Source organism: Streptomyces sp. NPDC006385, from assembly GCF_040612485.1.
Taxonomy (GTDB): Bacteria; Actinomycetota; Actinomycetes; order Streptomycetales; family Streptomycetaceae; genus Streptomyces.
In genome coordinates this window covers 14432-37608 of sequence record NZ_JBEXQG010000077.1, presented here as the reverse complement: position 1 = coordinate 37608, position 23177 = coordinate 14432, and the positions used below count along the sequence as shown (strand labels likewise).

At 68.1% G+C, this 23177-nt stretch carries 16 protein-coding genes and 1 pseudogene; 6 read left to right on the top strand and 11 right to left on the bottom strand.

The genetic code is table 11. From position 1 onward, the window contains the following. The first annotated feature begins 157 nt into the window (after nucleotides 1–157). Both ABZ078_RS37205 and ABZ078_RS37200 read left to right on the top strand, forming a co-directional pair. Nucleotides 158–1192 (top strand): Mu transposase C-terminal domain-containing protein, encoded by a 1035-nt coding sequence (locus tag ABZ078_RS37205; RefSeq protein ID WP_356582850.1) that lies wholly within the window; start codon nucleotides 158–160, stop codon nucleotides 1190–1192. A 202-nt stretch (nucleotides 1193–1394) separates the two neighbouring features. After that, complete coding sequence (locus ABZ078_RS37200) at nucleotides 1395–2255, top strand: ATP/GTP-binding protein (RefSeq protein ID WP_356582848.1); 861 nt, start codon at nucleotides 1395–1397, stop codon at nucleotides 2253–2255. Between the two features lie 209 nt (nucleotides 2256–2464). Here ABZ078_RS37200 and ABZ078_RS37195 read toward each other — a convergent pair whose 3' ends face one another. Genes ABZ078_RS37195 through ABZ078_RS37180 form a run of 4 tightly spaced genes read right to left on the bottom strand, consistent with a single transcriptional unit; the run spans nucleotide 2465 to nucleotide 5770 of the window. Next, nucleotides 2465–2941 (bottom strand): Mov34/MPN/PAD-1 family protein, encoded by a 477-nt coding sequence (locus tag ABZ078_RS37195; RefSeq protein WP_356582846.1) that lies wholly within the window; start codon nucleotides 2939–2941, stop codon nucleotides 2465–2467. Continuing rightward, entirely contained in the window at nucleotides 2938–4215 is a 1278-nt protein-coding gene (locus ABZ078_RS37190; RefSeq protein WP_356582844.1) for a ThiF family adenylyltransferase, read from the bottom strand. The genes ABZ078_RS37195 and ABZ078_RS37190 overlap by 4 nt, the downstream gene beginning before the upstream one ends. Next, on the bottom strand, nucleotides 4209–4796 hold the full coding sequence (locus ABZ078_RS37185; RefSeq protein WP_356582842.1) for a hypothetical protein: 588 nt from the start codon (nucleotides 4794–4796) through the stop codon (nucleotides 4209–4211). Before ABZ078_RS37185 ends, ABZ078_RS37190 begins: the two co-directional genes overlap by 7 nt. Then, on the bottom strand, nucleotides 4793–5770 hold the full coding sequence (locus ABZ078_RS37180) for a hypothetical protein (RefSeq protein ID WP_356582840.1): 978 nt from the start codon (nucleotides 5768–5770) through the stop codon (nucleotides 4793–4795). Before ABZ078_RS37180 ends, ABZ078_RS37185 begins: the two co-directional genes overlap by 4 nt. A 413-nt stretch (nucleotides 5771–6183) precedes the next feature. On the opposite strand from ABZ078_RS37180, the gene ABZ078_RS37175 reads away from it, so the two are divergent. Then, nucleotides 6184–7320, top strand: a complete 1137-nt coding sequence (locus ABZ078_RS37175) for a hypothetical protein (RefSeq protein WP_356582838.1) — start codon at nucleotides 6184–6186, stop codon at nucleotides 7318–7320. Here the strand turns inward: ABZ078_RS37175 and ABZ078_RS37170 are convergent. The 3 genes from ABZ078_RS37170 to ABZ078_RS37160 all read right to left on the bottom strand — a co-directional run bounded on the left by ABZ078_RS37170 (nucleotide 7253) and on the right by ABZ078_RS37160 (nucleotide 11151). After that, complete coding sequence (locus ABZ078_RS37170; RefSeq protein WP_356582836.1) at nucleotides 7253–8854, bottom strand: SAVED domain-containing protein; 1602 nt, start codon at nucleotides 8852–8854, stop codon at nucleotides 7253–7255. The genes ABZ078_RS37175 and ABZ078_RS37170 overlap by 68 nt on opposite strands. A gap of 1181 nt (nucleotides 8855–10035) precedes the next feature. Further along, nucleotides 10036–10896 (bottom strand): hypothetical protein, encoded by an 861-nt coding sequence (locus ABZ078_RS37165; RefSeq protein WP_356582834.1) that lies wholly within the window; start codon nucleotides 10894–10896, stop codon nucleotides 10036–10038. A gap of 21 nt (nucleotides 10897–10917) precedes the next feature. Further along, complete coding sequence (locus tag ABZ078_RS37160) at nucleotides 10918–11151, bottom strand: hypothetical protein (protein ID WP_356582832.1); 234 nt, start codon at nucleotides 11149–11151, stop codon at nucleotides 10918–10920. A 554-nt stretch (nucleotides 11152–11705) separates the two neighbouring features. On the opposite strand from ABZ078_RS37160, the gene ABZ078_RS37155 reads away from it, so the two are divergent. Beyond that, nucleotides 11706–15377 carry an AAA family ATPase gene (locus tag ABZ078_RS37155; RefSeq protein ID WP_356582830.1) on the top strand — a complete coding sequence of 1224 codons (3672 nt, stop codon included), beginning with the start codon at nucleotides 11706–11708 and terminating at the stop codon, nucleotides 15375–15377. Nucleotides 15378–16137: 760 nt separating this feature from the next. Here the strand turns inward: ABZ078_RS37155 and ABZ078_RS37150 are convergent. Together ABZ078_RS37150 and ABZ078_RS37145 are read right to left on the bottom strand one after the other, a co-directional pair. Continuing rightward, entirely contained in the window at nucleotides 16138–16533 is a 396-nt protein-coding gene (locus tag ABZ078_RS37150; protein ID WP_356582828.1) for a hypothetical protein, read from the bottom strand. A 511-nt stretch (nucleotides 16534–17044) separates the two neighbouring features. Beyond that, complete coding sequence (locus ABZ078_RS37145) at nucleotides 17045–19192, bottom strand: hypothetical protein (RefSeq protein WP_356582826.1); 2148 nt, start codon at nucleotides 19190–19192, stop codon at nucleotides 17045–17047. 178 nt (nucleotides 19193–19370) lie between these two features. Between ABZ078_RS37145 and ABZ078_RS37140 the strand changes: the two genes are divergently transcribed. Continuing rightward, a complete protein-coding gene (locus tag ABZ078_RS37140; RefSeq protein WP_356582824.1) occupies nucleotides 19371–20189 on the top strand; it encodes an IS5 family transposase in 819 nt (272 codons plus the stop codon). A gap of 49 nt (nucleotides 20190–20238) precedes the next feature. On the opposite strand, the pseudogene ABZ078_RS37135 reads toward ABZ078_RS37140, so the two are convergent. Next, nucleotides 20239–20400 (bottom strand): annotated as a pseudogene (locus ABZ078_RS37135) (hypothetical protein); the annotation flags it as partial. Nucleotides 20401–20513: 113 nt separating this feature from the next. Next, on the bottom strand, nucleotides 20514–21437 hold the full coding sequence (locus tag ABZ078_RS37130; RefSeq protein ID WP_356582854.1) for an IS3 family transposase: 924 nt from the start codon (nucleotides 21435–21437) through the stop codon (nucleotides 20514–20516). An 886-nt stretch (nucleotides 21438–22323) separates the two neighbouring features. On the opposite strand from ABZ078_RS37130, the gene ABZ078_RS37125 reads away from it, so the two are divergent. Beyond that, nucleotides 22324–23163 (top strand): endonuclease/exonuclease/phosphatase family protein, encoded by an 840-nt coding sequence (locus tag ABZ078_RS37125; protein WP_356582852.1) that lies wholly within the window; start codon nucleotides 22324–22326, stop codon nucleotides 23161–23163. Nucleotides 23164–23177 lie beyond the last annotated feature (14 nt).

Below are 23177 nucleotides of genomic sequence, written 5' to 3'. Positions count from 1 at the left end.
ACTCGGGCGGGGTGATCAGGTGGACTCCGGAGCGGCGGCGGTCGTGGGCCAGGCCGGTGGAGTGCTCGAGCTGGCCCAGGGGGAGGTGCGTCTTGCCCGGGAACGCACGCCCACCGACAAGGCGGTCATCGAACGCACCAACGCCTCGGTCAAGAGCATGTTCTCCCAATTCGTCGCCGGTTACACCGGCAACAAGCTGGCCACGCGCGGCAAGGACGTCGAAAAAGAGCGGCTGTGGACGCTGAACGAGCTGCAGGACCTGTGGCACGAGTGGGTGGTCACCGAGTGGCAGCGTCGGCCGCACGAAGGACTGCGCTCCCCCTTCCTTCCTTCTGTGGTCCTCACGCCGAACCAGATGTATGCGGCGGCGGTCGCCGTGGAAGGCGCCGTGCCGCGGCCGGTCACACCGGATGAGAGCCGCAAGCTGCTGCTCCACGCGAAGCGGACCGTCACCCGCGACGGCATCAAGATCGGCAACCGTACGTATGTCAGCCACCGCATCCGGGAGTTCAAGAACCGCCACACCGGCATCAAGGGACAGGGCCAGCGCTGGCCGGTCTACTACAACCCCTACGAGCCCAGCCGCGTCTGGCTGTACGACCACACGGTCGAGAACGACCCCGCCCGCAGTCCATGGGTGGCCTTTGACTTCAAGTACCAGCACCTGATCCGCGACGCCTGGACCCAGTACCTATGGGAAAAAGCCGCCGACCTCGCCGCTAGCCTGGCCGGCCGGGAAGGCGGCGAGGAAGAAATCGCCCGGGCCGTGGACGATCTCCTAGCCCGCGCACGGCGCGGCCCCTCCCCCGTCTCCCCCTCCGCCAGGCCGGTGGCCGCGTTCGTTCCGCAGCCCCTGGAGATCTCCGAAGCACCGGTCAACCCGTACGCGGGAATCACCCGGGCCGAACCCGGCAGCGTGACGCCCGCGCCGTCCCTCAACGTCGATGCCAAGGATCTCTTCCCTGGCCGCCGTGCCGCGCTGCCGCCCGCTGCGCCCGAACGCGCCGCCCCGCCCGCGTCGCCGGACCGGCCCCGGCCACCACAGCGCCGTCCCACGCCGGCCGAGGCGCACATCCTGGGCGGATCAGCCGGCGACATCTTCCGGGAACTGATCCCTGATCCACCCGATCAGCCCGCGTCGCGGCCCGACCAGGACCCTCCACCGCCCAGCCCGGACCCCCAGGAGACGTGATGGACGCGCGCACTGCCCCAAAACCAGCCGCCCCCGCGGCTCGCGCCAGCCTGTGTGCGCCGCTGGACCCCGAACTGCTGACCGTGCGGGAGGGGTTCATGGCCTTCGTGCACCGCACTCTCAAGCCCCCGGATCCGCAGGACTGCGCCCCCAGGGCACGAAAGTCACCGACACCGACCTGCGGATGATCTACCACGGGGAGATGATCCCCGTCAGCACCCCGGACGTGACCCAGGGGTTGAAGGACGCGCGGCGCACCCTGCGCACCGACCGGTTCCGCCCCACCGGCAAACGCATGAGCATGATCATTGACGGGTGCGCCGGCAAGACCACACTGCTCCTCCAGATCGGACGTGCCTATCAGGGACTGCTGGAGACCGAACGCCGGCCGGACAGTGAGTGGACCCCCGTCGTGTACATCAACGTCCCGCCGCGCCACGAAAGCAACATGGACTGGTCCCTGCCGCTTGCGGACTTCTTCGGCATGGACCACACCATCAACATCGACAAGCGGACCTACCGCAGCACCGACATGACCGAACCGGTCGTGCACACCCTGCGAGAAAGCCGCACCTCCCTGATCCTCATCGACGGCGTCGACCGCATCCACGACAGCGACCTGGCCACCGCCTTCGACTACTTCGACTGCCTCCAGGCACGCCTGCGCGTCTCCGTCATCTACAGCGGCCGCGGCGCCACCGACATCGTCAACGAAGGCCTGCACAACCGCCGCCGCAGCGAACGCCCCCGCACCTCCGAGCAGTTCCGCAGCAGCTTGCCCGTCATGCGGGTCAACCCCATCCCCTTCCACGCGGGGCAGGAAGAGGGATGGCGGAGCGTGCTGCGGGCCTACGACTCCAACCTCCGGCTCTACAACCACAAGCCCGGCTCACTGCTGGACCTCGAGGAAGAGCTCCACGAACGCACCGGCGGCTACATGGACACCCTCGACCAGCTCATCTGCCAGACTGCCCAGGAAGTCATCGAAGACGAGACCGAAGCCATCACCAAAGAAGCCCTCGCCAACATGTTCGTCGGCCGCAACGATCCCGACGGCAACTGACGCCTCACGGTGTACCGGCGCGCAAACGGCGGTGCCAATCCCCTCGCCGAGCATCCCACAGCGCTGGCGCCACACAGCGGGTCTGCCCGGGCAGCCGCACGAGCCAAGCCGACCGGTACTGGACACCGCGCAGGAAGGCACTTGACCATGCAGGAGTCGGGGCCTCATCAGCGCCACCTCGCCCGCTCCGACCACGATGTTGCGGCGTCTCATCTGAAAGAGCGGGAGAGCTGCAGTTGTACCGGCTCGATGCGGCCGAGGCGGCACGCCCAGGCCGCGCCCTGCCAGCGGCCCTCGCAGGGCGCGAAGATCACCGCAATGACGCTGTGGAAGCCCAGTTCCGGATCATTGAGGAGTTGCCTGTAGGTGGCGGCGTCGCGAGCGCTGGGGGTGGGGCGGCTGGTGGGGTGGGTGTGCCACTCGCCGACCCAGACGCTGCCGTCGCTCGCGAACGCCTCCTCGGCCAGTGCCTGGGCGTGGGCCAGGTCGCGGAGGAAGTAGGTGGGGGTGCGCACGGCTGCCGGGCCCGGGATTCCGGCGTGGTGGACGGTGATGGTGTCGTGGGTGTGGTGTCCCAGCAGGATGCCTCCGGTCTCCGTGGTGTGGTCAGCCGTGCGCAGTTCGGTGGTGATGACCTGGGTGGCCTGGGCGGTGAGGTGCACGGTGGTGACGGGCTGCTGGGTCATGGTGCTTCGCAGGTCGGGCAGCCGGACCTCGGTGGCGTGGCGGGAAGCCAGCGCAGCTCGTTGGTGTAGCTGAGGTTGAAGGGTGGGGCCCAGTCGGGTTGACGGCGCAGGCCGAGCAGGGCGTGCTCTCCTGGTAGTCGCTGGTCGGGGTGTCCGGCGCGTTCGAGGACGGTGGCAACGGCGGCTTTGGCCGTGAGCTGGGCGACGAGATGAAGGTCGGAGCCGACGGCGGTCATCGGCCGGTGGCGGGTGCCGGTGCCGTACCCGGCGTCCAGGGCGGGTTCGGGGTCGAGGCCGCCTGCCTCGGCAAGGCTCTGGCGCCGGCAGGTGAGGCAGCCGTGCTGAGGCCAGGGACGCAGTCGCAGGATTTCCCCGAGGGCACCGTCCTGCAGGACGCACGCGAGCACGGCGGTCAGGCCGGCGCGTCGGGCCAGGTGGCCGGCGACGCGGCGCGGGGCCACTCCGTCTGCCGTGCACACGACGAGGTGGGTGTCTGCGAGGAGGGCCCGGATGCGGTCGGCGTGCTCGATGACGTCTAGGGACAGCGGGGTGACCGCGGTGTCGGGCCGCAGCGAGGCGAGTTCCTCGGCCAGGGCGGTGACCTTGGATCGGCCGACGTGTCTGCGGGAGCTGGTGTGCCGGACAAGGTTGTGCCAGTCGAGGCGGTCGGGGTCGACGAGGGTGACATGGCCGACGCCGTAGCCGGCGAGCGCGTGCGCGGTAGCCGAGCCGATGCTTCCCGCTCCGATCAGCATGACCCGCGTGTTCTGCAGCTCTTCTACGGGCCAGTGGTCCCTGAGCTGGCGGATCCCGGTGGCCTCGGGCTCGACCGACACGGAGATCGGCTGGGCGCCTTCACGGGTGACGTGCCAGGCGACGAGATCCGGTAGATCGTGTTCGGGATAGGCATCCTTCAGGCCCGGAGCATGGGTGATGGCCCAGTAACCAGGATCTCCGGGCGCCTTGTAGCCGTTGGGCACGGCGGCCCTGAAGGCGTCGAGCTTCATGAGCATGCCGCGTCGTGCACGCAGGGCAAGCCAGATCAGGTGAAGGTCAGCATGGACGCGGCACCACCAGCCAGTGGAGACGGCCGGATAGCTGCCCAGCAGGCGCTGCTCGGGCGGTGGTTCTACCGGAAGAATGCCTTCGGCGCGTTCGGAGAGACCGCGCACGACAGCGAAGTGTTCGGGATGGTTGATACGCAAGGACAGCCGGCCCCACGGCCCGAGGGAACGCATGATGGTCGCGGCGGACTGCGGGATGAGGATCAGCACGCTGGATCGTCCTGCCCGTCCGTTTCGTGATCGCTGTGCTCGGTGTTGTCATGCGGGCTCGGCGGCCGGGTGAGGAAGTGGTCGAAGCGGTCGTCTTCGACGATGCCGTTGTCGGTCATCTGCTCGATCACGCTGCGCTTCATGAGGGCGTACTCGACGCGCCAGCCCGCTGCCTTGAGAAGCAGGTCAACTACCGAATCGCGGCCCGTCCACAGGGCGTCCTCGCGCAGGAGGCACAGGGTGGCGTCGCCGTTGACGTGCCAGCGGGTTTGGGTCCACTCGTACGGTTCGGGCAGCGGATCCACGGGGACGAGCCGGGGCGCCACCATGGGGTAGGCCTGGCTGTACTCCAGACGCAGAAGAAGTCCTTCGTCGCCGATCCAGGCGGTGAGATGCTCGGGCTCAGGCCGGTCGAAAGGCCAGCGGGGCAGCCTGCCCTCCCAGCTTCCGGCCCCGGCGTCGTTCCAGACGAGGCCGGAGAACTGAGCGGTGATCTCCTCGTGGTCGCGGCGCAGCCTGCGCGGTTCGCACGCCCACCAGGTGGTAGGCATGCGGTCGTTGGGCGTGTGTGCGGTGGTCATCCCTGCGGTGCGTCCTTGATGGGCCGCGGGGTGATGAGCGCGGGGGTCCCGGTGATCAGCGAGGCGGGCTTGGCCGGTGCGGCGGGGGCCGGGAAGCCGTCGCCGAAGATCTCCTGCCACAGTCGCAGCGCGTCGTCGGTGTCGCCCTCGATCGCGGCGGCGCAGGCCCGCTCGGCGATATCCCGGGCTTCGGCGAGCGCCTCGGACAGGCCCGTACGGTCCAGGTCCGGCTGGATCTCCCCGCACAGACCGGCCGGGTCCCACACGCCTTCGTTGACCTGGACCGCGGCTGCGGTGAAGAACGTCTTCAGGCCCTCCGACCGGTTGCCGGATCTGGGCATGCAGTTCAGGGCGAGGACCTCCATGACGAGGGACTTGATGCGCCCTTCGACCGGCACGGTGTGCCGCCACTGCTTGAGCACCCTCACCAGCGGCCGGAAGTGGGGCCAGGCACGCTGGTGATCGGCCACCTGATCGATGAGGTACTCCGGGTCGGCGGGCACCCACCGGGTGTTGAGCTTCTCGGGGATGAGTAGCGAGCCGTCCTCCTGCCGCAGCGCGGCCATGACGTCCACGGTGAAGGCGTCGGGGTCGTCCGGGTCGTCGAGGAAGCACTTGACGGCGTGGTTGCGCAGCAGGGTGTGCCTCACCACGTTGTCGTGGGTGCCGCTGCTCTGGCTCATCAGCCGATTGACCTGGCCGCGGATGTGCTCGAGGGCCTCTTCCGCGCTCGGCCCGTCGCTTCCCCACTCGGGGTGCTCGTCGGGGTCGTAGATGGCGATGATGTCCACGTCGTGGATGGGCTTGAGCTGTGTGCTGCGGCTGAGCGAGCCGGAGCCGAACGCCTCCAGGACGTCCCGCTCGCCTCGCAGGGCGGTCTTGAACAGGTCCCGGCGCTCGCGGGCCAGTCTGGTCTTGTGGATGTCTTCGTTGACGGTCTTCTGGAAGGCGTCGAATGCCTCGTCGATCCCCATGCGGTGTACCTCCTCGGGCGAATCGTTCAGCCCGGGTGCACGCCGCGGCCGCTGGCTCCTGGGTGGGGCGCGGCGGCCACAAACAGGCATCTATGGCTGCTCGTTCACCACAGTAAGACCCACCACTGACAAACCCTCCTGCACCAGGACTAGATGATCATTTGCCGCGACGTTCCCCGACCATCGGATCCGCGCGCCTTGTGCAGGTGGGAGGCACCTTCGGGGGCTGCTGCCTCATGCTGAGGAGCCACCAGGTTTGGGCCAGTGTCTACCGGGCTGGAGGCGGGCCTTGGCCGACGGCAGCAGAAGGACATGGTGGACGGCCACAGGAAAGATCGGTCCTGGCGTCCTCGGCGTCTGCGGGCGCGCAGCGGGACACTGCGAAGAGGATTTGTACCGGAGGGCGGAGGCGTATGAGGTGGCATGGGCAGCTGAGGCGGCTGCTGCTCTCCCGGGAAGGCGGCGGCACGGTGCTGATGGCGGCCTCCACGGCCGTCGCGCTCGGTGTCGTACCGAGCATCCTGGAGCAGTGGACCAGGCAAACGTGGGTGTTCGTCGTGGTGTTCGCCGGCGCTCTCGTCCTGGTGCTGGCGGGGTGGGCGCTGCAGCGCCCCCGCGGGCTCGGCGTGGTGGTCAGTCTGTACCCGGCGGACCGCACGCAGGCCTCGCGGGTGGTGGCACTCAAGAACGCTTCCCGCACCGCGCACAGCGCGACGCTGGTCATCGATCGCGCGGTCCTGTGGCCCGGCGAGCGCTCGGTGATGCAAAGCCGTGCGGACGTCGCCGACTTGGTCGCCAGGCTCATCGATGCGCAGATTGAGGAGCTGCGAGCAGCCAGCCGAGCAGAGCCCGAGGTTGCGCTGTACCTGCTCGCCCATCTGCAGGACGGGTTTCTTCTGGGCCGACGCCTGGCCGACGATGCACAACTGTCGCTGGCTGTGATGCATCTGTCGCAGCAGGCCGGGCGCTCCGTGGTCCCCGGGATCGGCGTCAGCAGCTCGCTGCGTACTGAACTGACTGATGAGAAGCGCGCGCAGGTGACCGGGCTGCTGGCGGCCCCCACAAGCGGCCATCCGCAGCTCGTGGAGATCCCCGCCGAAGCCGGACAGCAACGTCACCGCCTCGCGCTGATCGTCCGTATGGCGTCGGCCAGCTCCATGGTCGACGACGCACGCCACGTGGCAGCTACCGGTCAGGTCGCCTACGGGCCAGAACACCACACCGGCTATCAGATGCCGGGCCCGGGCCCCGCGAACGGCCCGTGCGGCGCCTACCTCGTCATCGACACCCGCAACGCTTACCTGCCCGACGATTCCGCCCTCTACGCCGCGGTGACCACCTACGTCTACGAGTGCTGGCAAACCGCCCGGCAGGAGTGGGCCCAGCGTCTGGGCGGTGCCACTGCGGTGGAGGGGCTGCTGTTCTTCCACGGGCCGCTGCCGATCGCCGTCGCGCTGGGCTGGCTCACGGCCCGCGACCGCCTCACCCTGGTCCACCACGACGTGCGCCTGGCACGCGGCACAACGACGCCTCCGCCGGGGGGACCGTAGGGGCTTGCCGCACCTTCATGCGTCGATGATGAAGGGCCTTCTCGTACACCTGCTGCGCGTTGACGTCCTCGTACACGGTGGTGGGGCGCAGCCGGTTCCACCGGTTGCCCAGCAGCAGGGCCAGGCCCATGGGACCGGCCTGGAAGAGGTGGATCGCGGGATGTGCACGGCAGGCACGGCGCAGCAGGTCCCGGATACCGACGGCCAGCGCGCTGGCCGTCGCGGCGTCCGGAATGGAGTTGTCTTTCGCCCCGCCGGGCGGGCGCAAGACCAGCAACCGGGAGACGGGCACCAGATGTTCACGCAGGAAGTCCAGCACGTCCTGTGTCGGGTCGGTGGCGACCGCGACGGCCACGGCGAGATCCTGTCCAAGATCGAGGGTGTACTCATCGACGGCTGGCGCCAGCGGAGAGTCGTACGCTGCGGTGGATGACCACAGCTGGTCGCGCTGAGCCACGGCAAGGTCGGAGCCGGCGACCATGCGGAAGGCGGCACCGACCGCGAACGCGGGTGCCAGGCGCAGGCTGCCGGTGACGGCAACCGTGGTGGTGCCCGGCGGCATCCGATACGGCGCGCCCTCGATGTCCGCCTGCAACTGCGCCCAGGTTGCCGGGGCCAGCGGACGCCGCTTCACGTAGGGTGAGGCTCCCTCGAAACGGTCCACCCAGTCCAATGCGTAGTCGGCATCCTCCGCCATGGGATCCGGCTTCAGGGTGGCGATGGACAGCACCGGACGCGATGAGCCGGCTTCCAGGCCCAAAACCCGGATCGCCTCTCTGATGTCCGCCAGAGACAATCGACGATGCCCGTCGGCGACTTGACGGGCCACCCAGTCCGCGCCGGAGTGCATGGCCGCTTCGCTGAACCGCAGCCCTGCAGCAAACATCAGCATCCGCAAGTGCTCATGCAGGTGCATCACGTCTCGTGCCAGGTCGAAGCGCAGCACCTTCAACAGCTCCAGCAGCCTCTCCTCACTCAGCCCGGCACCGTCGGCCCAACGCCTGCGTGCCCGCCCCCTCTTCGATCCCGGGCCCTCCTGGGCCGCCTTCGGAACCAGAAGCTGGGTGCGGGAGTCCCTCAGCGAGATCAGCGGATCCTCGGAGTCCGGGGACCGGTTGCTCAGCAACGCAAGATCGACTGGAGTCCCGTCCTCGGTGAGCTGCTCCCACGCCTGCGCCATCTTCTGCAGAATCGACGGGCCGCCCCGATTGCTGAGCTTGAGCAGGTAGTCCTCGTTGACCGGAGTGGAGCTGTCTGCGGCGTACTTGACCTGCATGTAGGTGTGCGGCGGGACCTGCCGGTACAAGACGACGTCGTCCAGGTTCCCCGCGTCGTCGACCTCGACGCCCACCGCCACCACCGGGTTGGGCACCCGCAGCGCCGCATCCCGGACAGCGGCGACACACCCCTGCCACGCAGCCAGCCACTGGTAGCGGTCACCAGCAATCCGGACACCCGTCGAGCTCGGGGCAGGCAGGTCAGGCACGAAACGATCTCCCAGACGTCGGGGCACCGCAATTGCGGCCATCAGCATGCTCAGCAGATCATCGCCGCAAGCAAGGCCGAGCCGAAAGCCCTCAGACCTACCAGTCGCCGGGCGGGTCACAGGCTCTTGCCCGCCCACCGGCGTAACGGAAAACCCCCAAAACCCTCCTCGGTCGCTGCCTCATACCGCGTCCGAAAGCAGTTGATGTGAGTCTGGACTAAGTTGCGGCGTACCAGCTCAGAGGACCTCACATCAGAGAAACAGCAGGTCAGGAGCTCCAGAGAGTCGTCCGGCTCTAGACAAGACGCCGCAGCTCAGAGGCTCAGAAGCAGCCGACGCAGGCTTTACCTACTGCTGGTCGTGACACCTCCACGGTGGAAGAAGCCCGCAGGTCCAGGTCACTGGTGCCGCCCTGGAGGTCGTCGCCGAGGATGTACAGGTCGGTGGCGGATTCGGCGGTGAAAAACGGCCACGACGGGGTTGGGGGCCCACAGGCAGCCGTAGGAGCCGCCCAGGGAGTTCTAGCCGCTCTTGCCGCGGTGCGGGCAAAGGGGGCGCTCCAGGCTCGAGGGCACGCCTTCTCCAGTTCTGCGCGGCGACGCTGTCGGAGGACCGGCGCGAGCTGGTCGGCCAGCCGAGAACCTGATCATCTGCGAACGGATGGAGACCGCCCCGTCCCTCCTGCGCGGCCGGTGGGACGGCGAGCTGGAGGACGTCCTGCTGGACGACGTCGAGTTCGCGTGGGGGCCGCGTATCCGCCTCAGCCGGTGAACAGCCGGGAACAGACAGTGGGGCCGGACAGGATGATCCTGTCCGGCCCCACTGTCGTCGGGTCAGCCGAAGTCGAGCAACTCCTGTGCGAAGTCGGCCGGGACCGGCCCGGGCGGGTGAATTTCTCCCTCACGTACGCGTGCGCGGACCTAAGCGCATGCGCCCAACCTGCCCATTTTTCTTGACTCTTGACACTATTTTAGGTGTTATGTCATGTTCCATTGCGCTTGGTCGGTTGTTAGGCCGAAGGAGGTAGCCGTGAGCGAGGTGTTGACCGCGTCGGCGGTCGGGCAGGACGACGTGGACCCGGACCGGGTGGCACGGGGCAAGCCGCTGAAGTTCGTGGGCGGTGTGCCGGTGTACGACAGCGGGTGGGCGCCGGCCTTCCTGCGGACGAAGACCCAGCTGCGCCGGGTGCGGCGCAAGCCCGCCGTGGGGCAGCGTCCGGTCGCGTACATTTACACCCACTGGTACGGGGACCGGGTGGCGCTGTGGGACCCGGAGCAGTCGGCGGAGATGCGGCCGCTGTCGGCGTTGCAGCGCCGACAGATGCAGCAGCGGCGCACCTGCACGGCCTGCGGCGAGGTGTTCCCGCGGCCGGTGTGGGGGATGTGCGGCCGGCGCGAGGACCGGGAGGCACAGCGCCGGGCCGATCTGCGTCGGCGTACGTGCCACGACTTGGACGATGTCCTTGTCAATGCCCTGGGCGAGTTCGCGCAGGGCGTCTCGGAGAACCAGCCGCTGTCGGGGCCCATGACCACGCCCATGAACTTCGAGTGGTCGCTACGGGAGACGGCCTCGGAGATGTTCGCGCTCATCGGCACTGTCTCCCCGAAGGGGAGTTCGTTGACCTTGGCGTCGTAGAAGCGGAAGTCCAGGCTGCGGATGACGTGGTCGCGCACGCCGCGGCCGGTTCCGTAGTCGTAGTCGCGCACGATCCTTCGTACCCCGTCGGGGTCCTGGCGGTAGCGGGCGAACGGGATGCGGTCCATGTCCGAACGGGTGGGGGTGCCGGTCAGCAGCAGCCGGTGGCGGGCCAGTTCGAACGTCGTCTGCACCGCGATTCCCCAGGCCTTGTTCTCGCCGGTGTGGTGGGCTTCGTCGAGGATGACCAGGGTCCGGCGGATCTGCATGGCCTTGCTGAACGCGACGGCAGTCTCCTTCTTGCTGGCCAGCAGCCCGTAGGTCACTGATCCGCCCACGAATTCCCTCGATTGATTCAGCGGTTTGCTGCCCTGCACGTCCGGGTTGAGCGCGACCCCGAACTGAGCGGCTTTGTCGACCCACTGCCGGGTCAGGGCCTCGGTCGGTGACACCACGATCACGAAGTTGATCTGGCCTTACTGGATCAGGTACTTCGCCACCACGAGGGCGTATTCGGTCTTGCCGCCACCAGGGCACACTGCAGTGAGGCAGGAGGCCGGCAGGCGGCTGGTGAAGTCCTCGTACGCCGCCTGCTGCCACTCTCGCGGACTGCGGACCCAGATCTCCGACATGACCGTCCCTTCACTCTCCAGCCTCTTCGGCGCCACGGTGCCGTCCTGGGGTTCCAGGGCCGTGCCGGATACGCTCACCAGGCAGAACGATCTACGAGGGATTACGTACTGGCCCCCGCGCTTCGTGTCGAGCGGACCGCTGTGAGCGGAGGCATTTGGCAGGGAGAAAGCGGCGAGGAGGCTGCTCTTGCTGGCGCTGATGGGGCCCACCAGGGTGAGGTGAGGGGCGCTACCGTGTCAGTGCCGCTCTGGCAGCGCTGTGAGCCCCTCCCCGAGGCATCCGCCTCGTTGTCCTGGCCTCTGCGGGCAGCCTGCGTCATTCGGTTCTGAGCAGCAGGGGGGTGTGCTCGGCGGCGACGACGTGGGGGCACCCAGACTGGAAGCGTCGAGCAGAATGTCGAAGCCGTCATCCATCGCGGCGCTGTTCTCCGTAGGTTCGTCCCCTCGGACGATCACCGAGCGTCCTTCTGTCCGTGGCGTCGTCTACGCTGAGCCGCGCCGACAGGCAAAGCTTATTTTCGAGGAGGCGAGTGGTGGCCTACGTTCAGCACCTGTCCGTGCGTGTCCCGTGGCACGACACCGGATGGACCGGGACGGTGTGCGCCGACCCGTTGGCCAACCACGCATGCGTCATGCTGGGCAATGTCGCCAAGGACCGCGACACACAGCACGAGGCCGCCCACGTGGGTGCCCCCTGGAGCCGGCTGGGGCGTGCGCTGCCGCCGTGCGTTGTCGAACGCGGCGGGTTCATGAGCGGCACCGAGCATCAGGTACGGCGGACGCATCCCTACGGCTGGTTCCTCAAGGAGCTGCAGCCGGCGCAGCTGGCAGTGCCTGCCTACTCGGTCCATGCCATTCCTTACTTCTGGCTCAACCGGGGCAATGCTGAGGAGGTCGTGCTCCAGGAGCGGCCGGTTTCGGGCTACAACCCCGAGGCCGAGGACCGGATCGCAGCGCTGCTCGAGGGCGGCGTGCTGCCGTGGGTGATGCACGGCGACAATCAGCAGGCGATCATGAAGACGTTCTTCCGGGACGTCACTGCCGGGCAGTCGCTGGTCTTCTTCTACCTGAAGCACTCTCCCTTCGAAAACCAGCCCCGGCGCATGCTGGTCGGAGCCGCCTGTGTCACGGGGCATGAGCCGCCACCGCCATGGCCCGGGTCGGGCGGCAGCACCTTCCCCAGTCACATGTGGGAGACCACGCTGTGGCACAGTCTGCGTCCCGACGGCACCGGCGGCATCCTGCTCCCGGTGCAGGCGCTGGCGGCGGCCGCTGCGCGGGGCACAGACGTGACGCCGGCGCTCGCCCGTGCCCCTGAGGTCGGCCGGAACTTCTCCTACGCCACCGAGCACGTCTCCCCCGACAGCGCGGTCGCTTCCCTCATGGAGCTGCGCCGAGCCGCGCAGGCAGCCACGGCCCTGGGCGACCCCTCGGTCGGGGTCCCGGAAGCCTCGCTGCAGTGGCTCGACACCCAGCTGCACCGGGCGTGGAAACGCCGCGGCCCGGCCCCCGGCCTCCCCGCGGTCCTCGCCCAGCTCGGCTTCCGTCACCCCACATTTGCCGCACACGAGATCGCCTCCGCCGTCGACGACAGTGCCGACCCGTGGCCTGTGCTGGAGGGGATCCTGGAGAACGGCACGCCCCACCCCGGGCTCGCCAAACTCACCACCCAGACGCGCCGACAGATCTGGGCGGGCAAGAGCTCCCAGGAGCGGCAGATGCTGCGCGTCCTGAGCCGGTTCGATCTGACGCCCGAGGCACTCACGCGTGTGCTCGACGGCAAAACCGGCGTACCCATCGAGCACGACGATCTGCTGGCCAACCCCTACGACCTGGTGACCTGCACCATTGACGACGACGAGCCGATCGCCTTCGAGACGGTGGACCGCGGCTGCTTCCCCGATCTTCAGCTCACCGAGCACCATCCCCTGCCCCTTACGCATCCGTTCGACGACTCCAACGACCCTCGCCGCATCGATGCAGCGATGACGACGGTGCTGCTACGTGCCCAGGAAGAGGGGCACACCCTTCTGCCGGTCGAGCAGATGACAGACCGGCTCGGCCAGTTGAACGTCGCCGTCCCGCTGGCCGTCGACGACGCGATCCACAGGGCGCTAGGCCTGTCCCCGGGAGACCTGCACCCTTCCGACAGCGTCGATGAACCCGAGTCCTGGAGCCAGCTGCGGCGTGCCGACCTCGGTGACGGCACGTACGCCTACAAGCTCGCCTCCGCCGCGGTGCGCCGGGACTTCATCCGGGAGCGGCTCAACCAACTGCGGGCCGGCAGGCCGCATGACGTCCCCGCAGACCTGTCCGAGAGTTTGGACGCGGCGATTTCGGGCCTGGCTGCCACGGACTCGGACAGCGAGGCCAAGGCCCGCTTGGAGAAGACTGCAGCGTTTCGTGAGATGTTCCGCCGCCGCGTGACCATCGTCAACGGGGCTGCCGGTACGGGGAAGACGACGCTGATCCAGGCACTGGCCAGACGCACCGAGGTCACGCGCGCCGGGCTGCTTCTGCTCGCCCCCACCGGTAAGGCCCGGGTCCAGCTGGAGCAGAAGGTCGGACACGATGCCTTCACGCTGGCGCAGTTCCTGCGCCTCTCGGACCGCTATGACGACGTCCACGGCCGATACCGCACGCTCTCGGACGGCGACCGCATCCGGGTGGGCTCCGTGGTGGTCGACGAAGCATCCATGCTCACCGAGGACATGCTCGCAGCGCTCCTGGACGCGGTGGAGATCACTCAGCGGCTCGTCCTGGTGGGCGACCCGCGGCAGCTGCCGCCGATCGGCGGCGGCCGGCCGTTCGTCGACCTCGAGCGCCGCCGACGTCCCGAGCGCATCGACTGGCCCAGAGTCGCACTGGGCTGGGCCGAACTGACCGTGCTGCGCCGCCAGCAGGGCCATACCCGGGACGATCTCGTACTCGCCCACTGGTACAGCGGGGACAAGCGCTCCGACGACGCCGAGGAGGTCTGGGAGAAACTGCGTACCGGCACACCCATGCCCACCCTCAAAGCGGTGCGCTGGAACGGCCGCCCGCCGGCCCGCGTCCTGGAGGAAGTCCTGCGGGACGAGTTCGGCGTCGAGGATGAACTGACTTTCGCCCGCTCCTACGGAGCCACCACCAGGACAGACGCCAAAGGTGACGGTCACCCCGACTATGCCCGCGCCCCCGGGGCTTGCGACCGCTGGCAGACGCTGTCCCCCACACGCGGCCAGACGCACGGCACCGTCGAACTCAACCGGCACCTCAAGCACACCTACCGGCGCAAGGCTCTGGCCGACGCGCAGACCGACACATTCCGCCGACGCGTCCCGAAGCCTCTGGGCCCGGAGCAGATCGTTGTGGGCGACAAAGTCGTCAACACCCGCAACCAGTATCTGCCCACGTATCGACCGTCCAACGGAAGGGCCCAGGACAAGAGCTACGTCGCCAACGGTGAACTGGGCGTGGTCACAGGCCAGCTGAAGTCGAAGAAGATGACCAGCGCCCCGTGGAAGACGCAGGTCGAGTTCTCCTCGCAGCCCGGCCTGCGTTTCACCGCTTCCCAACAAGGCATGGAGGACGAAGCCGGCCTCGAGCTCGCGTGGGCTCTGACCGTGCACAAGAGCCAGGGCAGTGAGTTCGGCACCGTCATCCTCATGCTGCCCGCAGCCGTGCAGCACATCTCGCGGGAACTGCTCTACACCGCCCTGACGCGCCAGACCAAAAAGGTGATCGTCTGCCACGAAGGGCCTCTGGAAGAACTGCGTGAACTGGGCCGGCCCACAGCATCGGACACCGCCCGCAGGCTCACTGACCTCACCCAGGCGCCCAAACCGGTTGTCGTGCACGACCGGCAAGGCCGCCGCATCGGCTTCTTCGACGCAAACCTGATCCACATCACCCACTTCGGCCTGCCGGTGAGCAGCAAGAACGAGGTCATCATCGCCGATCTCCTCCACCGCCTCGCCCCCGGCCGCTTCGAGTACGAGCAGCCGTTGACCGGCAGGGACGGCAAGACAAAGTTCCCCGACTTCACCATCACCACCGACGATCCAGACCGGCCCATCTACTGGGAACACCTGGGCATGCTCGACAATCCTGACTACGCAAAACGCTGGGAGGAGAAGAAGGCCTGGTATGCCGAGCAAGGCATCCTGCCCGGCACGACTGGTGGCCCCAACGGCCTGCTCCTGATCACAGACGACCGCCACGGTGTGAAGGAACAGGAATGGGAAGCCGCGTTCAGAAAGGCCCTCGGCTCCGCAGTCAGCATCAGACCGCGCGCCATTGGCAGGAAGCGCCGACCGCGCTGACCGCCCCCCCCCGCTGTTGCTATGTTCTGATCTGCTGGGATCGATATCGGTACCCGATTCCACACCGGCACCGCTCGAGGCGGCCCTCACCGCTGGTCCGTTGGACCGACCAGTTCCCGTTCCCGTGGGCAGAGCAGCCGTCCAGCACAAACAGCCGCGAACGGGCGTCTACGCAGGAGACTGTCTACAGTCGCGGTGCCGGTAAGGCGTGCACGGCGCCCGCTGCTGGCGGGTGTGAGGCCGGCTCGCACGCGACATCCACGCCGCGATCACCCAGCATACGGTCGCTGAGAGGACGTCGCGGCCGGAGGCAGAGCCTGCCGTGAAGGGCGCACCGGCCACGCATACGCCGGCACCAAACATGCCGACATAGCTCAGAGATCCTGCCCCCGTTCGTCTGTGTTCCGTCATGACCGCTGCGCCGTCAATCGCATGCGATACCGCCCCCATCCCGCAACACCTGGTCACCCCCCTCAGCAACGCTCCTCGCCAGGCAGCCGGCTCCGTTAAAGTGAGCAAAACGCAGCCTGCCGGTCTTCAAACCCACAGGTCACGAAGCGTCTTCCCCACACATGTGGGGGTCCCCCCGCCCTCTGCCGCGCGCTGATGACCACCGATCCGTCTTCCCCACACGTGTGGGGGTCCCTCGGCGGCGACCACCGGCGGCATCGTCATCGGCACGTCTTCCCCGCGCATGTGGGGTTCGACTGCGGAGTGGGGCTGGCTACCAGGCGGTGTTGTCGCGCCTGGCTTTCCCGGTTCAGTCGCTGCGCGAGGGTCGGTGGCCGTTGAGGCCGCCCGGCCTGCTGCCAAGGTTTTCCGCCGGGCCCGGGTAGGTCGTGGATACCCGGGCGCCGTGGGCGTCTCTCAGTCGCTGTGCAACTGTTTCGCCGCCGAATTCGGTGACGGTGGTGCAGAGGCGGTCGATGATGAATGTCTTGGCGTCGGCGGGCAGGTCGGCAAACCATTTGTCGAGCAGGAGCGCTGTCTGCATCCATGCGGCACCGGGGGCGTAGGCGGCTATGGACTTGGCGATCTCGGGAATGATCGCCAGGGTCTGCTGGGTGACGGCCTGAGGGGAATGGAGGAGCAGCTGGGCGAGGAGCAAGTTGGGGTCCTCGCGCAGTTGATCGCGGTAGGTTTCGGCTTGTGCCATCGTCAGCTGCCTGAGCTCCCCTTGCGTCTGTGCTCGGGCGCAGACGGAGACGGGTGTGGGCTGCGTGCTGGTGCTCCGGGTCGGCGTGGACGCGCACGCGGGCCCAGTTGAGGCGCACGCTGTGCTCAAGCAGTGGGCTTCGCCGGCCGAGGAGTGCGTTGGCTCGGTGCTGCAGTTCCGGCGGGGCGAGGATCGAGCATCCGGCTGCCAGCCGCTTGGTCTCTTCGATCACGTGGCAGGCTGCGGCTGCGGCGGGGTCGTGATGGCCTCGGCTTGTGGCGTGCCATTGTCCTTCGGCGTGCACGTCGAAGCGGAAGTCATCGTCGGCGCTGGCAGCGGTGAAGGTCACTGTCAGCGGACCCCGCCGTCCCGGCCAGAGCCGGATCCTAGTCACCTGTCGGGGTGTCCTCTCTGCTGTCCTGGCTTTGGTGGGGGTCTGCCTGCCTGGCACGGCGCATGAGCGTGGTGTGGATGTGCTCGCGGTCGCTGAGGCGGGTGGTGCCGTCCTTGATCAGCCATCGCTCGGTGATGCGGACGAGGTTGAGGAAGCGCTGGCCGCGCAGGAGGTGGTCATTGGTGTCGTGCACGGACCGGACCAGTGTGGCGAGGATGCGTTCTGTGGTGTCTGGTTGTGTGGTGGCGACGTCGAGCCAGGCGGCGCAGGCGTGGTGTGTGAGGGGGCTGGGCTGTTCGGCCTCGAGGGCACTCCTCCAGCCGCGGACCACCCAGGGGGCGGCCTCGGCTTCGGATGCGGGTAGCAGGACTGGAGTGTCGGCTGCATCGTGTTGTGAGCGAGGTGCAGGAAGGCGCTGGCTGCCGCGTGTTGCAGGGCCCGGTCGTTGCTGGTGAACCATGCGTCGAGGGTCTGGTGGACCTGTGGGCGCAGTTCTTCGTTGCTGAACAGGGTGTTGCGGGCTTCACCGACGGCGTCCGCTACGCCTGGTTTCTGCAAGGAGGCGAGGGTGCTCAGTCGTCGGAGCATGGGAGTGGGTTGTGCGGGGGCGAGCGTTCGGAAGACCCGGGCGAGGGTCCGCAGGAGCGGTGGGCTGGTTTTAGGGTCTTCGCTCCATCGGTCGGTGGCATTCTTGACCAGTTGCGCGGTCTGCGGGTCGAGCATCGCGGCGACGAGGAGGTCGTGCGCGTGGGGGGCCAGGGTGTCTTCCTGTGCCCAGTCGTCGGCCACCTGGCGTAGCAGTCTGGTGGAGCGGGATGCCTGCAGGTGGTGCAGTGCCCAGGGCAGCATGCGTTCGGCGAGCTGTGTGCCCTGTGTCTGTTCGAGTTCCAGGCACAGTTTCGCCGTCCATTTGGTGAATGCGGTGATGAGCTCGGGCCGGTCACGCCAGAAGTAGCGGACGACGGCCTGGGCGAAGCCGGGTCCGGGATAGCGCAGGTGGCCGTCGGGCAGCGGGTCCGCGTCGATCTGTCGTGCCAGCTGGATCAGTCCCGGTCCCTGCTGGCCGGTCGGCCGTGGTGATCCCTCGTCCTTCTCGTTGAAGGCTCGTGAGAGGGAGTCGATTTTGTCGTGGACGTTGTCGATAGGAGTGCCGTCGTAGACGGCGGCCAGGAGCAGATAGTTGCGGTCATAACTGGTTCGCTGCGGATGGGAGTGCCATGCGACCAGGACGTCCATCCATCCAGCGGTGGCGTTGCAGGCGGCCTTGACTACCGCTTCGAAGCCTTCGCTTCCTGGCTGGGTTCCTCTGCCGGTGGAGGTGCGGTAGAGGTGCTCGGCGCGGATGAGGGTCCGGGCGTGCTCTTTGACCTGTCCTGGCCGCAGGTCGCCCAGTTGGTCGGTCAGGCGGTGGTCGCCGCTGAACTCTTTCGCATGGCCGATGCCCGCGGACTCAAGGAAGGCAGCGAACAGATCGGTCTGGGCCGGAGGCTTGGGGGTGTGCGCGAGGTGGCCGGCTCCGTGTCCGACCTGGTGCCACAGGCGGGTGCTGGTGAGTACGACGAGATGGGAGTCGTCAGCCCGCAGCTCGGCAGTGTTGCGTAGTTCGAGTCCGAAGTCGCAGCCGGCGGGGATGCTGTCGTCCGGCTCACGCAGGTCCAGGATCCAGCCGGTGCGTTTGCGGCCTTTGATGCCTTCGGTGCTGAACGCGTCACCGGCCTCTCGGCGGATCCGCCGCAGGGTGCGGGGCGGGCCGGGAAGGGTCGTCAGCAGTCGCAGCGCCGTCGTCCACCGGCCACTGCCCAGGTGGTCTGCGACCAGCACAATGACGTGCTCGTCTTGCATTCTGCGGGTAAGTTTCGCCTCGTTTGTTACCGGCAGATAGTCGGCGAGTTCCTGATCCACCCATTGCGGAGGCAGAGAGGCCCCACTGAGGCGTTCCACTGCCTCAAAGAGCTGCCCGATCATGGTGCCGTGGTTGGTATCAGCGTGAACGTCGACGTGGGCGCCGGTTGGAACAGCGGGTGATCCGGCGGGGCCGTCCGCGGTGGTGGAAGGGACCGTGGCGGTGGCAGCGGGATGGCGGGCCTCAACCGCAGGCTCGTCAACAGCCTCCGGCTGGGTGTTTGCCGATGGCCCCCTGCCAGTCAGATCGTCCCCATCGCGGGCGTCGGCGTCCGCACTGTCACCAGAAGTTGCGGCGCGGTCCGGTTCGCTCTGCGGCATTCCTGCCGCGCCGTGCTCGGGATCCGCGTCGGGGGCGGCCACTGGGCCTGGGGAGGGAGGGGCCGAGGGATGCGCGGGCACGGGCGTGCCGCTGGCGGCGGAAGTGGGTGTCAACACCTGCCGCGCGTCCTCGTCGCCGGGGTGTAAGAGGTCCTTGCAGAATGATCTGCCTGTGGCACGGTGGAGATGTACGTGATCCCGTGCTTCTGTGGGGGTGGCCATGGCACGGCGGAAGCCGTGGGAGGTCAGCGACGAACTGTGGGCGGTGATCGAGCCGTTGCTGCCGAAGCATGAGCGGCGGTTCCGGTATCCGGGGCGCAAGCGGATTGATGACCGCAAGACGCTGCAGGGTGTGCTGTTCGTCCTCTACACCGGCATCCAATGGGAGTACCTGCCGCAGGAGTTGGGCTTCGGTTCTGGTCCCACGTGCTGGCGGCGGCTGGCCGAATGGCAGGAGGCCGGTGTGTGGGAGGAGCTCCAGCGGGTGCTGCTGGACCGGTTGCGGGCAGCGGACCGCCTGGACTTCTCCCGCGTCACCGTCGATGCCTCGCATGTGCCGGCAAAGCGGGGACGAAGCAGCCCAAAAGTCGGTCCGAGTCCGGTTGACCGTGGGCGGCCGGGCTCGAAGCATCACGTGCTGACCGACGCACACGGCACCTTGCTGCGGGTGTCCCTGACCGGCGGACACCGCAACGACGTCACCCAGCTCCTGCCGCTGGTCGACGGGGTGCCGCCGGTGCGGGGGAAACGAGGCCGGCCCCGGCGCAAGCCCCGGGCACTGTATGCCGACCGCGGGTATGACCACGCCCTGTACCGCCGTCGGCTGCGCGAGCGCCGCATCGTCCCGAAGATCGCCCGGCGGGGGCATCCGCACGGTTCGGGCCTGGGCCGCATCCGGTGGGTCGCCGAAGCCGCCATCGCCTGGCTCCACGGACCGCGCCGCCTACGCACCCGCTGGGAAACCCGGGACGACATGCACGACGCTCTCCTCCAGCTCGCTCACTGCATGACCCTCGCCCGCAAGATCCCAGCTTTCTGAAAGGACCCCTTAGGGGTCCTGGGCGTTGACTCCGAGTCCTGGACACGGGTTATGCGGCTGGTGCCAGGGTAGTTGGTGTTGTTTCGGATGTTGTCTTGTAGGCGATGGGGCTGCGTTGTCCGAGGCGGGAGTGACGGCGTCGGGTGTTGTAGCGGTGCAGCCGGCGCAACGCGTCGAGGCGGGCCTCGCGCTCGCTGGACCAGTGCTTGCGGTCCTGGAGCGTCTCGCGTTTGAACGTGGCGTTGAAGGACTCGGCGAGTGCGTTGTCCGCCGAGCCTGCCGATCGCGCTCATGGGCTGACGGACGCCGGCTCTGGGGCAGGCGTCAGCGAAAGGCCCGGCTGGTGTACTGGGCGCCGTGATCGGTGTGCGTGACCGCTCCGGCGAGGCTGCCGCGGGTGCGTTCAGCGGCGGCCAGGGCGTCGATGACGAGATCAGTGCGCATGTGATCTGCGATTGCCCGGCCGGCAAGGCGGCGTGAGGCGAGGTCGATGACGGTGGCCAGGCAGAGGAACTTCCCGCCGTTCACGGGGAGACAGGTGATATCGCCGACGTACTTCGTGTTCGGTTCGCTCGCGGGATAGTCGCGGCCGATCAGATCGGGGGCCTTCACCGCGGACGAGTCCGCGATCGTCGTGCGGTGCCCGCGACGCAGCCGCACGCCTGCCAGGCCGGTGCTCCGCATCACCCGCGCCATCCGCTTGTGGTTGATCCGCTCGCCGTCGTCGCGGAGCCCGGCGGTGATCCTGCGGACGCCGTAAGTGCCGTCCGGCTCCCGGTGCACGGCCCGTATCCGTACGGCGAGAGCGGCGTCGGCCGCCTGCCGGGCGGCCCGACCCGAGCCGGTGCCGCGCCAGCAGCAGAAGCTGGAGCGGGCGATGCCCAGGACGGTGCACAGCCGCTTCACGCCATAGCGGCGCCGGTAGCCGGCGGCGAACTGGAAGCGGTTCACCAGCGCGTCTTGCCGGCGAAATACCTGGCCGCCTTCCGCAGGATCTCGCGTTCCTCCTCCAGTTCGCGGACCTTCATTGCGCAGGGCCGCGTTCTCCGCTTCCAGCGGCGTGGGCGGCTCGGCGGGCGCCTCTGCCCGGCGTCCCCGTGGCCGGCTCGCTCCGGCCACCCGGACCCCGTTCCGCAACCTCTCTGGGTTCACCCCCAGATCAGCAGCGACCGACCTGACCGTCGCTTCCGGCCGCGACTCGTACAACGCGACCGCGTCCGCCTTGAACCCCGGCGGGCAGTGCTTCATGACCACGGGACAACCCTTCTCCTGGATTCAAGATCCAAGTGTCTCGGGTGCCCAAGATCCAGGGTCAAGCCCCCCAGCCGCATAACCCGTGTCCAGGACTCGGGGTCAAGGCCCAGTCTCAAGTCCCGCAGTTCCGGGCAACTTCACGTTCGGCTCCGCCACAGCCTGCTGTTACGGGGAGTGATCGGACCACACAAGTTGAGCCAGAGCCGAATTCCGTCGAACAAGACCAGCGTCGACCAAGGCGTCCACCGACCTTGTTCCCGCCTTGGTGTTGGCCAGGTCCACCGGATCGTCGCCGACAGGGGCCAGCTGGGCGCTGACGGAGAACACCGGTTGTGCGCTCCGTCTCGGTCTCGCCGAACGCGTCGGTGGTGTAGAAGCCGCCGTTCTGCCCCTTCAGGGCCGGCCCCCTGGCCAGCAGGACGGCGACGGTCCCCGCCCCGGCACCGCGGCTTGTGGCGCCATCAACTGCCTCGCTCGTGCCGTGGCGACAGGCGGGGCGATGTCGCGTCCGCCGCCTTGTCTGCCGCTGCGTGGTGCGGCGGAGCGGCTCCAGACTGCTCGGGGATGACAGGCCGTGCTGCTCCAGGTCGACACGAGGAGCCGTAGACCGCGAAGCCGGAGAACTGGCTCTCGTCGGTCCAGGTCTCGTTCCTGTGGCGGGCGGTGGCACCGCGGCTGCCGTCCCTCGCCCCTCCACGGAGCGGTTCCAGCCAACGTCTGCGAACAACTCGGCGGGAGACGCAGCAAGGTCGACCTGGTCGAGGCGGCGGCTTCGTCCGAGCGCAACGAGATCCGGCACACCGCATGTGTTGTTGACAGCTTCGTCCCATACTCTCGTGCCGGAGACGTCAGAAGCCGTATGTATCCACTTGAGGAGGCGATGGTGCTCGGACGGGGCACGCGGTTGGTCGCGGGCGCAATGGGCGTGGCCTGCATGGTGCTCGTCGGGCCCAGTGCACCGAGCGGTGTCCTCTTCGCCGGGTCGCTGCCCGTCGAGGCCGTCAGGGATGTCGTACCGAACCGGGTCATGACGTGGAACATCTGCAACCCCTGCGGGGCGAGCGACGTTGACCGGGCAGCGGAGATCGCCAGGTTTGCGCCCCAGGTCATCGGGCTGCAAGAAGCGTGCGTGGGTGATGTCGAATGGATCCGGGACTACCTGGAGAACCTTCACGGGCTGGTCTACCACGTCGAGTACGGGACGGTTCTTCAGGATTGGGGCCGCTGCGGTGGAGCGCCGTGGAGTCCGGGGGCTTTCGGCCAGGCCGTCCTCGCGGCGGCGCCGATGACAGACGTCGTCAACGTGGAATATCCCGACGGCGGATCCGAAGACCGTGGGTACATGGCAGTCACCACCATGGTGGGCGGCCAGCCCGTCCGGGTCTTCAACACACATCTCGCCCAGCGGCGTCAGGAGGAAGTCCGAGCGGACCAGACCGGCGTACTCGCCGCAGACGTCGCCCGGCACGACCGCGCGATCGTCATCGGCGACTTCAACGCCGTGCCGGACGCCCCCGAACTGGCCGGGATGTGGGCGCTTGCCGCGGACGCAGATCCCGAGTGCCATTCCTCGCCCACCGGCACCTGCGAGCCGACCACCGACTGGCAGAGCAAGTTCGACTACATATTCCTGCGAGGCATCGTCCCGCTCGAGCGCCGTGTGCATCCGACCCCGTACTCGGACCACCACCTGCTGCACAGCGACCTGGAGCCAGCCTGAGCCGGGCGTCCTGG

Excerpts from the sequence above, each read along its gene's own strand:
- ABZ078_RS37205 (WP_356582850.1), top strand. The coding sequence starts at position 158 with ATGTTCTCCCAATTCGTCGCCGGTTACACCGGCAACAAGCTGGCCACG.
- ABZ078_RS37200 (WP_356582848.1), top strand. The coding sequence starts at position 1,395 with ATGATCCCCGTCAGCACCCCGGACGTGACCCAGGGGTTGAAGGACGCG.
- ABZ078_RS37195 (WP_356582846.1), bottom strand. The coding sequence starts at position 2,941 with ATGACCCAGCAGCCCGTCACCACCGTGCACCTCACCGCCCAGGCCACC.
- ABZ078_RS37185 (WP_356582842.1), bottom strand. The coding sequence starts at position 4,796 with ATGACCACCGCACACACGCCCAACGACCGCATGCCTACCACCTGGTGG.
- ABZ078_RS37180 (WP_356582840.1), bottom strand. The coding sequence starts at position 5,770 with ATGGGGATCGACGAGGCATTCGACGCCTTCCAGAAGACCGTCAACGAA.
- ABZ078_RS37175 (WP_356582838.1), top strand. The coding sequence starts at position 6,184 with ATGAGGTGGCATGGGCAGCTGAGGCGGCTGCTGCTCTCCCGGGAAGGC.
- ABZ078_RS37170 (WP_356582836.1), bottom strand. The coding sequence starts at position 8,854 with ATGCTGATGGCCGCAATTGCGGTGCCCCGACGTCTGGGAGATCGTTTC.
- ABZ078_RS37155 (WP_356582830.1), top strand. The coding sequence starts at position 11,706 with ATGCTGGGCAATGTCGCCAAGGACCGCGACACACAGCACGAGGCCGCC.
- ABZ078_RS37150 (WP_356582828.1), bottom strand. The coding sequence starts at position 16,533 with ATGGCACAAGCCGAAACCTACCGCGATCAACTGCGCGAGGACCCCAAC.
- ABZ078_RS37140 (WP_356582824.1), top strand. The coding sequence starts at position 19,371 with ATGGCACGGCGGAAGCCGTGGGAGGTCAGCGACGAACTGTGGGCGGTG.
- ABZ078_RS37130 (WP_356582854.1), bottom strand. The coding sequence starts at position 21,437 with ATGAAGCACTGCCCGCCGGGGTTCAAGGCGGACGCGGTCGCGTTGTAC.
- ABZ078_RS37125 (WP_356582852.1), top strand. The coding sequence starts at position 22,324 with ATGGTGCTCGGACGGGGCACGCGGTTGGTCGCGGGCGCAATGGGCGTG.